Source organism: Neorhizobium sp. BETTINA12A (genome assembly GCF_023006485.1).
Taxonomy (GTDB): domain Bacteria; phylum Pseudomonadota; class Alphaproteobacteria; order Rhizobiales; family Rhizobiaceae; genus Neorhizobium.
Genome location: NZ_JALBGW010000046.1, coordinates 22241 through 31976, shown reverse-complemented (window position 1 = coordinate 31976; position 9736 = coordinate 22241). Strand labels below are relative to the sequence as shown.

Below are 9736 nucleotides of genomic sequence, written 5' to 3'. Positions count from 1 at the left end.
AGGCACTGCTGGCCGGCTGGTGCGGCATGCGAGGTCTGGTGACGCTTGCGACCGCCTTCGCCCTGCCGGTGGACTTTCCGCAGCGCGACGTCGTGGTGCTGACCGCTTTTTCGGTGGTGCTTGCGACCCTTGTCGTCCAGGGATTGACGCTTACCCCGATCATCCGCTGGCTCGGCCTCGACCGACGCGCCGAGGGGCATGGCGAACTCGCCGTCATCCGCGGCAAGATCGCGCTCGCCGGCCTTTCCAGGCTCGACGGTGCGACCGAGACGGAAGCCGAATTGCTGCGCTCGAAATTCCGCATCGAACAGCTGGCCGCCTCCCGGATCGAGGACGCCAACTCTCTCGAGACCTACCGGCGGCTGGCCTTGAAGGCGATTGCCGCACAGCGGGAAGAGCTGGAAAAGCTTCGCTCCGTGCACAAGGTCAATGTCGACGAATACAATCTGCTGCTCGAAGAGATCGACTGGCGCGAGCTTTCGGTCCTGCCGGAAGATGCGCGCCGAATCGAGGAGAGCTGATCCGCCCGCCAGTCAATATCGTCTCCTTTTATCGAACGAACTGTCAATCATTGTTCATCTTCCGGATATCGGCGGGATGGGGCACATACGGTCCCAGAGAATTCAACCCGCGTGTCCAACCAGAGACACCGATCCGGAGATCACAAAATGTCCACCACAGCCACCAATTCCCTGCTTCTCGTCGGCCGCGTCCTTCTGGCCGGCATGTTCGTCATGTCCGGTTTCCAGAAGCTCGTCGATCCCGCCGGCACCGCCGGCATGATCACCGGTGCCGGCCTTCCCGCCGCCACGCTGCTCGCTTATGTCGCAGGCCTTTTCGAACTGGTCACCGGCCTTGCCGTGCTGACCGGCTTCCAGACGCGCATCGCAGCAATCCTGCTTGCGCTCTTTTCGGCTTTCACCGCATTCGTCTTCCATTCGGGCGCCATCAACGTCCCGGGTTTCCCGGAGGCCGCCAACGGCCTGCTGACGGTGTTTAACAGCCTGATGATGATGAAGAACCTGACGATTGCCGGTGGGTTCCTGGCTCTCGCCGCCATTGGCGCCGGCGCATTTTCTGTCGACGCCCGCCGTGGTTCTGTCGCAATCGCTGCCTAAGCTTTCAAAATTCCCTGCCCAAGACTGCCCGCCGGATGAGAAGTCCGGCGGGTATTTTTTATGATCAATCGGTCTGGACTGTCGGCAGTTCCGTCATGTCGGGCAGCCAGGAAACGGCCGAGCGGCACCAGATCTGGCGCTGCGGCTTCAACTCCGCCCGCTGATCGATACTGCCCCAGCGGATGCCCCAGATTTTGGCCGCCTCACCTTCGCCATTGACGAAAAGCGGCGAGCCGCATTCGGGGCAGAAATACTGCTGGCGGACACGACCGCTCTCGGCCACCTTGCGATAGAGCTTTGGCTCGTGCCCGGTGAGCTTCAGATCGCTTTCCGGTACGACGGCGGTCACACGAAACGGCGAGCCGCTCAGCGTCTGGCAATCGGTGCAATGGCAGATGGCGATCCGCTTGGGGTCAAGTTCAGCCTCATAGGTGACATAGCCGCAATGGCATCGACCGGTTACATGCATCGTCCTTCCTCCTCTTCAAAAACTCAGAGCACGGCGCGGACTGCCTCGACGATCCTGGCGATCCGCGGATCCTGTTCGTGAGCCGGCTTGCGGGCCCTGACCAGACAGGCTTCCGACTTCAGGATCACCCCATCCGACAGAATCTTCAGGTGATTGGCCCTGAGCGTCGATCCCGTCGAGGTGATATCGACGATGATGTCCGCCTGGCCGGCGGCCGGCGCGCCTTCCGTTGCGCCGAGGCTTTCGACGATGCGGTAAAGCTGGATGCCGTGCTGGCTCGAAAAAAACCGCTGGGTGAGCCGCCAGTATTTCGTGGCGATTGCCAAACGGCGGCCGTGGCGGGCGCGAAAATCCGCCGCCACGTCGCCGAGGTCGGCCATGGTTTCGACGTCGAGCCAGATTTCCGGCACCGCGACGACCACATCCGCGTGGCCGAAGCCGAGGCGGGCGCAGAATTCCACCCGCCCGTCGGCGCCGGCCATGCCTTCGCGCACCAGGTCTTCGCCGGTGACGCCGAAATCGACGGCGCCGCTCGCAAGCTCGCGGGCGATCTCGGAGGCCGAGAGATAGGCGACCTCGACGCCTTCCATGCCCTCGATACGGCCGCGATAGGAACGGTCGTTGCCGACAGCGGAAATGGCAAGCCCGGCGCGCTCGAAGATCGCCGCTGTCTCTTCCTTGATACGGCCCTTGGAGGGCAGAGCGATGGTGATCGTGCTCATCTGGATGCCCTCGCAGCTTCAATCCGGTCGAGCCAGAGCGAGAAACCGACCGCCGGAATATGCTCCCTGGCGCCGAGCAGGGTCAGCAGCCGGTCGAAACGGCCGCCGCCGGCAAGCACCGCGGACGACCCCGCCTCGGTCACTTCGAAAACGAGGCCGGTATAATAGTCGAGCGGCCGGCCGAAGGCGGCGCGGTAGGTCATGGCGGAGAGATCGGCACCGGCATTGGCGAGTGCCGCCAGCCGGGCGTCGAAGCGGGAAACCGCCGTCCCGAGCTTCAGGCCGGCGGCATCGGCAAAACCGGCCAAGGCGGCAGGTGCTTCGGCGAGCGGCAATTGCAACGTTAGAAATTCGCGCAGCAGCAGCAGCGCCGTGCCGTCCAGCCGGGTTTCGGCCAGTTCCAGCTTCTCCTTGAGCCTTCTCGCGATCTCGGTTGGCGAACGGCTGGCATTGGTGGAATAACCGGTTTCCTGCATGGTGCGGTCGATGCGGGCGACGAGATCCGCCTCGTTGTCCGAAGCGATCAGTTCGGCGATCTGCGGATCAAGGCCGGTGACCGGCTGGGGCTTGGCGAGCCGCTCCAGCAGCGCTTCGAGATGGGCCATGTCGCCGAACGCGTGGATCAGTCGCCGCTGCCAGCCGAACGGCAGGCCGAGCGCCTTGACCACCGCCTCGAACACCGCCTGGTCGCCGAGCGTGAGCGCGAGCTTGCGGCCGGGCAACAGCGCTTTCAGGATGCCGGTGGCATCGCCGATGGCGCGGGCGTCGGAACTGGCGATATCCTTATTCCCGAGATCCTCGATGCCGGCCTGGTAGAATTCGTGGGAACCCTCGCGGCGCTGGCGAAACACTTCGCCGAGATAGGAATACCGTTTTGGCGTGCCGGTCGCCGTTTCGATGTGGCGCAGGCAGACGGGAATGGTGAATTCCGGCCGCAGGCAGAGATTGGCGCCGGTCTCGCTTTCGGTGAGGAAGATGCGGCGGCGCAGATCTTCGCCGGCCATGTCGAGGAAGGGCTCGGCCGGCTGGATGACCGGCGTGTTGACCCGCTCGGTGCGGCGGGCCGCGAATTCGGCGAGGAGGTCGGCGGAGAAGTCGGGCATGTCGATCAGGGGCATGGGATCGCTCCCACTGTGCCACGAAGCCCCCCTCTGCCCTGCCGGGCATCTCCCCCTCGGGTGGGGAGATTACAAGCGGCACGACCGTCGTTTCCAATGGGCGGCTGCGGGGAGGGAGACGTCAGATTGAAGGCGACGAGAGGGCCGCCAGCCGATCTCCCCCCTTGAGGGGGAGATGCCCGGCAGGGCAGAGGGGGGTAGAGCTCACGCATTGCCCGCCCTTTTCCGATCCTCCGCCTGAGCGGCGAGAATCTCCTTCACCTTGGCGACCAGATCCGCCTCGGGAACGGTTTCCTGCGCCACGCGCGCCTCGCGCCAGCTGGCATTGTCCTCGATCTCGCCGGAAAGGCGCTTGCCTTCGATCAGGTCCTTCAACTGCACGACGCCCTGCGCCCGCTCGTCGCCGCCCTGGATGATGGCGATCGGGCAGCCGCGGCGGTCGGCATATTTCAGCTGGTTGCCGAACTTCTTCCAGTTGCCCTGGTACATCTCGGCGCGGATGCCTTCGTTGCGCAGCGCCTGGGTGAAGCGCTGGTAACGGCCCATGCTCTCGACATCGCCATCCATGACGGTCACCAGAACCGGGGCGATCACCTCGTCCTGACCGAGCTTGCCGAGGTTCTTCAGCGCCGTCATCAGGCGCGAAACGCCGATCGAAAAACCCGTCGCCGGAACCGGCTGGCCCATGAAGCGCGACACAAGGCCATCATAACGCCCGCCGCCCCCGACCGAGCCAAAGACGACCTTTTCGCCCTTTTCGTTGGTGACGTCGAAGAGGAGTTCGGCTTCGAAGACCGGGCCGGTGTAATATTCGAGGCCGCGAACGCAGGAAAGGTCAATTTTTATACGGTCTGGACCATAGCCCGCAGACCGCACCAACCTGCTGATGTTAAAAAGATCAATCAGCGGAAGAAAATCAACAATGGCTCCGTCAACCGGGTCAGACATCAAAATCATCGTGGGCAAAAGCCAATCGAAATGGCCCGCCATGACTTCATCGTCATTGAAGATGGGCTTTCCGTTCTCCTGAAAGTCCGCGAAGAATTCACTTCGGGATTTTGGCCAGGATATTGTTTGCTGACCGATAGTTATTTGCAAGGGCTCATTAACTTGACTTATCACAACGGGCTGCGCGAAAAGTCTGAAAAAGGACCTGGCTTGTTCAGAGGATAAACCCACACCCTTCGTGAAATCGCCGCTCTCATCGCGGCGCCCCGATGTCAGAAGCTGAAATACGCCTTCCCATCCGAATTTATCAAATTTGTCCAAGCTTCTCAGGACATCTAACTTTTGGGCGTCATTTATTCCGCCCGCTTTGAGGAAGTTGTCCAATAAGGCTCGGCTATTGACCCGGATCACGTAATCCCCGCGCTTGATGCCAAGCGCTTCCATCGTATCGGCCATCATCATGCACATTTCGGCATCCGCCTGGACGCCCGGTGCGCCGACCGTATCGGCGTCGAACTGCATGAACTGGCGGAAACGGCCCGGGCCCGGCTTTTCGTTGCGGAAGACGTAACCGGCGCGATAGGTGCGGAACGGCAGCTGGATCTCGTTGAAATTTTCCGCGACATGGCGGGCGAGCGGCGCGGTCAGGTCGTAGCGCAGGCTCATCCACTGGTCGTCGTCGTCCTGCAGCGAGAACACGCCCTCGTTCGGGCGGTCGCTGTCGGGCAGGAATTTTCCAAGCGCATCGGTATATTCAAACAGCGGTGTCTCGACCGGGTCGAAACCGTAACGCTCGTAGACTTCGCGGATCTTCGCGGTCATCTCGTTGGTGGCATGGATATCGGCAGCGGAACGATCGACGAAGCCGCGCGGCAGGCGGGCTTTGAGTTTCTGCGGTTTCTTGCTCTTGTCGTTCATGATCGGAATTCCATTGCCAAAGGCCCCGGAGAGGCCGGATTTGTGTGCGGTTTCTTAGAGGATAGAGGCCTGAGCGGCAAGGGCGGCGGCTGGTGAAGACGCGGGCGCGATGCTATATATTATACCCCTGAAGGGGCAAAGGTCATGAGCAAACGCGTCGCCATTGAAATCCCGGAGGCAATGTATGGTTTGCTCAGCCGCTATGCGGATATCCATGGCTTCGATACCGATGCCTATGTCGCGCAAGTCCTGCATCGTCATCTGGAAGATCTGCATGACATTGCTGCAGCAGATCGTGCGATGGAAGAAATTCGAAATGGTAATTCCAGTACCTAAACGATGGAACAGCTTGAACGCGAGCTTGGATTAGAGAATTGAAAGCCGGCCACCGCAGCAAGGTCTATCGCTGATTCATGCTCACTGAAGCTCTCCAATACGCCGCGACCTCCCTGGTCACGCCGAAGCAATTCCGTCCCTTCATCCGGTCGTCCGTCAGCCTCTGGTCGCGGGCCGGGCGGTGCGGCAAGGATTGGGCAGCGCATGAGGAGAACTGCAAGACCTTCATTCGCGAGACGGTCGCTGGCATAAAGCAGCGGCGGACCTGCGTCGTGCTGGGTTCGGGCCTGCTGCGCGATGTGCCGATCGATGATCTCTCGGAAAAATTCGATACGGTGGTGCTGGTCGACCTCGTGCACCTGGCGAGCGTGCGGATGCGGCTGAAGGGGAAGCGGTTCCGAAATGTCCGGCTGATTTCGCGCGATCTCTCCGGGTTCGACGATGCGGTCACAGCCAAGGTTCCGGAGCCGCTGTCGTTCCTGCGGCAGGTGCCGTATCTCGATCTCGTCGTCTCGGCCAATATCCTGTCGCAGATCGGGGTGGGATCGAAACGCCGGCTGGAGGCCGAAAACACTCCCGCGCGTGAGGAAATCTTGCAGCGACTGGTCCGGGCGCATCTCGATGGCCTTGCCGCACTGCCCTGCAAAACGGCTCTGATCACCGACACCGCCTATCGCGTCGCCGATCGGGCAGGCCAGGTGCTGGAAGAGGCCGACCTGTTCTGCGGCGTGCCGGCGCCGGCTGCGAAACGGGCCTGGACCTGGCCGGTCGCGCCTTATGGCGAACTCAGCAAGGTGTATCAGGCGGTGCACGATGTCATCGCCTTGTGATGTCCGCGCGGTTGATTTCCGCGAAGACGACCGTAGATTCAGAACCATGTCACGTTCCGCCGCCATTTTGATGTTCTTTGCCTGGCTCCTTTACGGGGCCATGCCGGCGGTCGGCATGCCTTACATGCAGGCGGCGAGCCCAGCGGCCGTGCAGGATCATTCGCAGCATCACGACCATGGCAAGGCGACCGAAACGGCGAAGGCCGGGCATTCCCACAGGTCATCGCAGCCGCCCTGCCCGCATGGCGGCAAGACCTGCGTCACGCCCTTCTGCACCGCCTGCCTGACACTGCTGCCGGAACTGGCGATCGGCGGCGATGGCCGGTTCGCCCATGCCTACCCTTCGCCGGCCATCGAGCAGGCGCTCGCCTCTCCGGCAACGGCGCCGCTGACGCCGCCTCCCCGAGGCTGACGGAATGTCGGTTCACCTCATCATCAAAATTCTGTCGGACACGGAAAAGGAAACCCTATGTCTGCGAAAATCATTCTCATGACCGCTGTCCTCTCCACTCTCATGACCGGCTCGCTCGCCGCGCAGGAGATGAAGGGAATGGACCACTCCAAGATGGGCACGCCGACAAGCGGCAGCCCCTCCACCAAGGCATTCCAAGATGCGAATGCCAAAATGCACAAGGACATGGCGATCCAGTATTCCGGTGATACGGATGCGGATTTCGTGCGCAGCATGATCCCGCATCACCGGGGTGCAATCGACATGGCCAAGGTCGAACTTGCCCACGGCAAGGATCCGGAAATCCGCAAGCTGGCGCAAGCCGTCATCAAGGCGCAGGAGGCTGAAATCGCCGATATGCAATCCTGGTTGAAGGCGCACGGCAAGTAACAAGTCCTCATGCAGATCGGCGCCGGGCAGGCTTTCGTCTTGCCCGGCGCTTTCTTTTTCGCCATATCAGCGGGTGGAGGCAGATCCATGCGCCCGATTACCGCCATCGGCTTCGATGCCGACGATACGCTCTGGCAGAACGAACAATATTACCGGCTGACGGGGGAACACTTCGCCCGGCTGCTCGGCGAGTTCGCCGAAGGTGCGCAGATTGCCGAGCGGTTGCTCGAAGCGGAAAAGCGCAATCTTTCCCATTACGGCTTCGGCATCAAAGGATTCACCCTGTCGATGATCGAAACGGCGATCGAAATCACCAACGGCAAGGTGCCGACCAGGACGATCAGCGAGATCCTCGATATCGGCCGCGACCTTTTGCGCCATCCGGTCGAAACCCTGCCGCATGTGGAAGAGACGCTGGAGACCTTGAACGGCGAATATCTGCTGGTGCTGATCACCAAGGGGGACCTGTTCGACCAGGAGCGCAAGCTTGCGCAATCCGGCCTCGGCGATTTCTTCGATGCGGTCGAGATCGTCAGCGAGAAAAACGCCACCACCTATCGTCGCATCTTTTCCAAAGTGGCGGACGGGCCGGAACGGGCGATGATGGTCGGCAACTCGCTGAAATCAGATATCGTGCCGGCGATTGCGGCGGGAAGCTACGGCGTATTCGTTCCGCATGCGCTGACCTGGATCCTGGAGCACGTGGACGCGCCGACCACGGCGCCGCGCTTCCACCAGATCGAACATCTCGGCGAGTTGCCCTCGATCCTCCAGAAAATCACGGCCGCCTGAATTTCAATCTCAGTTCATCGACCTCGCGCTGGCAGAAACAGCCTTCGAGATGGTCGTTGACCATGCCCATGGCCTGCATGAAGGCGTAGACGGTAGTCGGGCCGACGAAGGTCCAGCCGCGTTTCTTCAGGGCCTTCGACAGTTGCACGGAAACCGGCGTGGTGGGATTGGCCCGGAGCGTGGCGAGGTCCATCACCGCCGGACGCAGATGCGAGCCAGGCTCGAAGCCCCAGAAGAATTTGGCGAGCGAACCGAACTCGCGCTTCAGGTCGATGGCGCGGGCGGCATTGTTGATGGTCGAGACGATCTTGCCGCGATGGCGGATGATGCCGGCATCGGCGAGGCAACGGGCGATGTCTTCCTCGCCGAACTGGGCGATTTTTTCGAAATCGAAACCGGCAAAGGCGGCGCGGAAATTCTCACGTTTCCTCAAGATCGTCAGCCAGGACAGGCCGGACTGGAACCCTTCGAGGCAGATCTTCTCGAACAGGCGGATATCGTCGGTCACCGGCCGGCCCCATTCCTCGTCGTGATAGTGCCGGTAGTCTTCGAGACCGCCATGCCATGCGCAACGCCCCTTGCCGTCTTCGCCGACGATGATGCCCGCCTTTTCCATTCCCGCTCCCTTGCTGCAAACCTTTTGGTTAACCGGTTTTGTGCCGGCTTTAACATTGGTCAACCATGTTTCAAAACCGGGCGGTAACCCTGCCAAAAGGTTTATAGGCCGGCCGGCTTTGAATGTTCCACCCGTTTACCATTCGCTTTCACCTCGCGGTCACCATGTTCGTCAACACCGACGCCAAATTATCCAAAAGTTTGAGGGCGTCCGGTCGGTGATTTGTAACGTGTGGATCCGATCATGAAAAAAAACCTTTTCCTGGCCTTCGGCCTTGCTGCCGCCTTTTCCAGTACCGCCGCGCTTGCCCAGGATCGCTATCGCGAGCGCCCGCCCGTGGTCGTCAGCCCCGATCTCGCCGCCCCATGGGTGATGCAGCTTGCAGGCCCGAACGGCCGCCCGGTCGTCTATACGCGCCAGGCTGCTCAGCCGCGCCCGGTCTACCAACAACGTGAAGCCTACCAGCAGCGCGAGCAGCAGCCGATGGTTCGCCGCGGCATCTTCGACCGCTCGCCGGCCCAACAGGTCGCGATGCGGCCGCAGCCGATCCGCGGCCAGATCGAACCGCAGTTCCTGCCGCAGACGGTCGCCTACGACAGCAAGGAAAAGGCCGGCACGATCGTCATCGATACCAATAACCGCTTCCTCTATCTGGTAATGGGCAATGGCCAGGCACGCCGTTACGGCGTCGGCGTCGGCAAACCAGGCTTCGAATGGGCCGGCGAGCACCGGGTGACCCGCAAGTCCGAATGGCCGGACTGGACGCCGCCGTCCGAAATGATCCAGCGCGAAGCCGTCAAGGGCCACTATCTGCCGGCCCGCATGGACGGCGGACCGGAAAACCCGCTCGGCGCCCGCGCCATGTATCTCGGCTCGACGCTCTACCGCATCCACGGCACCAACGCCCCCTGGACGATCGGCAGCGCGGTCTCTTCCGGCTGCATCCGCATGCGCAACGAAGATGTGACGGATCTTTACGAACGGGTGAATATCGGCACCAAGGTCATCGTCATGTAATGCCGGCAATT

Annotated in this window: 12 protein-coding genes and 1 pseudogene; 8 read left to right on the top strand and 5 right to left on the bottom strand. The window is 61.7% G+C overall.

Translation table 11 applies throughout. The annotated features are described in order from the left end of the window. Together MOV61_RS14100 and MOV61_RS14095 are read left to right on the top strand one after the other, a co-directional pair. Positions 1-521: pseudogene (locus MOV61_RS14100) on the top strand (sodium:proton antiporter); the annotation flags it as partial. 147 nt (positions 522-668) lie between these two features. Beyond that, complete coding sequence (locus MOV61_RS14095) at positions 669-1118, top strand: DoxX family protein (protein ID WP_247137007.1); 450 nt, start codon at positions 669-671, stop codon at positions 1116-1118. A 64-nt stretch (positions 1119-1182) separates the two neighbouring features. On the opposite strand, the gene MOV61_RS14090 is transcribed toward MOV61_RS14095, so the two are convergent. The 4 genes from MOV61_RS14090 to MOV61_RS14075 all read right to left on the bottom strand — a co-directional run bounded on the left by MOV61_RS14090 (position 1183) and on the right by MOV61_RS14075 (position 5293). Then, entirely contained in the window at positions 1183-1587 is a 405-nt protein-coding gene (locus tag MOV61_RS14090) for a GFA family protein (protein ID WP_247137006.1), read from the bottom strand. A gap of 23 nt (positions 1588-1610) precedes the next feature. Further along, on the bottom strand, positions 1611-2309 hold the full coding sequence (hisG, locus tag MOV61_RS14085; RefSeq protein WP_247137005.1) for an ATP phosphoribosyltransferase: 699 nt from the start codon (positions 2307-2309) through the stop codon (positions 1611-1613). Beyond that, entirely contained in the window at positions 2306-3427 is a 1122-nt protein-coding gene (locus MOV61_RS14080) for an ATP phosphoribosyltransferase regulatory subunit (RefSeq protein ID WP_247137004.1), read from the bottom strand. Before MOV61_RS14080 ends, hisG begins: the two co-directional genes overlap by 4 nt. 204 nt (positions 3428-3631) lie before the next feature. Further along, on the bottom strand, positions 3632-5293 hold the full coding sequence (locus MOV61_RS14075; RefSeq protein ID WP_247137003.1) for a HisS family protein: 1662 nt from the start codon (positions 5291-5293) through the stop codon (positions 3632-3634). A 144-nt stretch (positions 5294-5437) separates the two neighbouring features. On the opposite strand from MOV61_RS14075, the gene MOV61_RS14070 reads away from it, so the two are divergent. The 5 genes from MOV61_RS14070 (at position 5438) to MOV61_RS14050 (ending at position 8092) form a co-directional block, all read left to right on the top strand. After that, complete coding sequence (locus MOV61_RS14070; protein WP_157885072.1) at positions 5438-5629, top strand: DNA-binding protein; 192 nt, start codon at positions 5438-5440, stop codon at positions 5627-5629. A 77-nt stretch (positions 5630-5706) separates the two neighbouring features. After that, on the top strand, positions 5707-6459 hold the full coding sequence (locus tag MOV61_RS14065) for a hypothetical protein (RefSeq protein ID WP_247137002.1): 753 nt from the start codon (positions 5707-5709) through the stop codon (positions 6457-6459). A 46-nt stretch (positions 6460-6505) separates the two neighbouring features. After that, positions 6506-6871 carry a hypothetical protein gene (locus tag MOV61_RS14060; protein WP_247137001.1) on the top strand — a complete coding sequence of 122 codons (366 nt, stop codon included), beginning with the start codon at positions 6506-6508 and terminating at the stop codon, positions 6869-6871. A gap of 57 nt (positions 6872-6928) precedes the next feature. Continuing rightward, positions 6929-7300, top strand: a complete 372-nt coding sequence (locus MOV61_RS14055) for a DUF305 domain-containing protein (RefSeq protein ID WP_247137000.1) — start codon at positions 6929-6931, stop codon at positions 7298-7300. Positions 7301-7387: 87 nt separating this feature from the next. Then, positions 7388-8092, top strand: coding sequence for an HAD family hydrolase (locus MOV61_RS14050; protein WP_247136999.1), 705 nt, complete (start codon positions 7388-7390; stop codon positions 8090-8092). Here the strand turns inward: MOV61_RS14050 and MOV61_RS14045 are convergent. Continuing rightward, positions 8079-8708, bottom strand: coding sequence for a DNA-3-methyladenine glycosylase I (locus MOV61_RS14045; protein ID WP_247136998.1), 630 nt, complete (start codon positions 8706-8708; stop codon positions 8079-8081). The two genes, MOV61_RS14050 and MOV61_RS14045, sit on opposite strands and share 14 nt — an antisense overlap. A gap of 240 nt (positions 8709-8948) precedes the next feature. Between MOV61_RS14045 and MOV61_RS14040 the strand changes: the two genes are divergently transcribed. Then, positions 8949-9725, top strand: a complete 777-nt coding sequence (locus MOV61_RS14040; RefSeq protein ID WP_247137008.1) for a L,D-transpeptidase — start codon at positions 8949-8951, stop codon at positions 9723-9725. Positions 9726-9736 lie beyond the last annotated feature (11 nt).

Bases quoted from the DNA above. Each gene is read 5' to 3' on its own strand.
- MOV61_RS14045 (WP_247136998.1), bottom strand. From the start codon at position 8,708: ATGGAAAAGGCGGGCATCATCGTCGGCGAAGACGGCAAGGGGCGTTGC.
- MOV61_RS14065 (WP_247137002.1), top strand. From the start codon at position 5,707: ATGCTCACTGAAGCTCTCCAATACGCCGCGACCTCCCTGGTCACGCCG.
- MOV61_RS14060 (WP_247137001.1), top strand. From the start codon at position 6,506: ATGTCACGTTCCGCCGCCATTTTGATGTTCTTTGCCTGGCTCCTTTAC.
- MOV61_RS14095 (WP_247137007.1), top strand. From the start codon at position 669: ATGTCCACCACAGCCACCAATTCCCTGCTTCTCGTCGGCCGCGTCCTT.
- MOV61_RS14050 (WP_247136999.1), top strand. From the start codon at position 7,388: ATGCGCCCGATTACCGCCATCGGCTTCGATGCCGACGATACGCTCTGG.
- MOV61_RS14075 (WP_247137003.1), bottom strand. From the start codon at position 5,293: ATGAACGACAAGAGCAAGAAACCGCAGAAACTCAAAGCCCGCCTGCCG.
- MOV61_RS14055 (WP_247137000.1), top strand. From the start codon at position 6,929: ATGTCTGCGAAAATCATTCTCATGACCGCTGTCCTCTCCACTCTCATG.
- hisG (WP_247137005.1), bottom strand. From the start codon at position 2,309: ATGAGCACGATCACCATCGCTCTGCCCTCCAAGGGCCGTATCAAGGAA.
- MOV61_RS14080 (WP_247137004.1), bottom strand. From the start codon at position 3,427: ATGCCCCTGATCGACATGCCCGACTTCTCCGCCGACCTCCTCGCCGAA.
- MOV61_RS14090 (WP_247137006.1), bottom strand. From the start codon at position 1,587: ATGCATGTAACCGGTCGATGCCATTGCGGCTATGTCACCTATGAGGCT.
- MOV61_RS14070 (WP_157885072.1), top strand. From the start codon at position 5,438: ATGAGCAAACGCGTCGCCATTGAAATCCCGGAGGCAATGTATGGTTTG.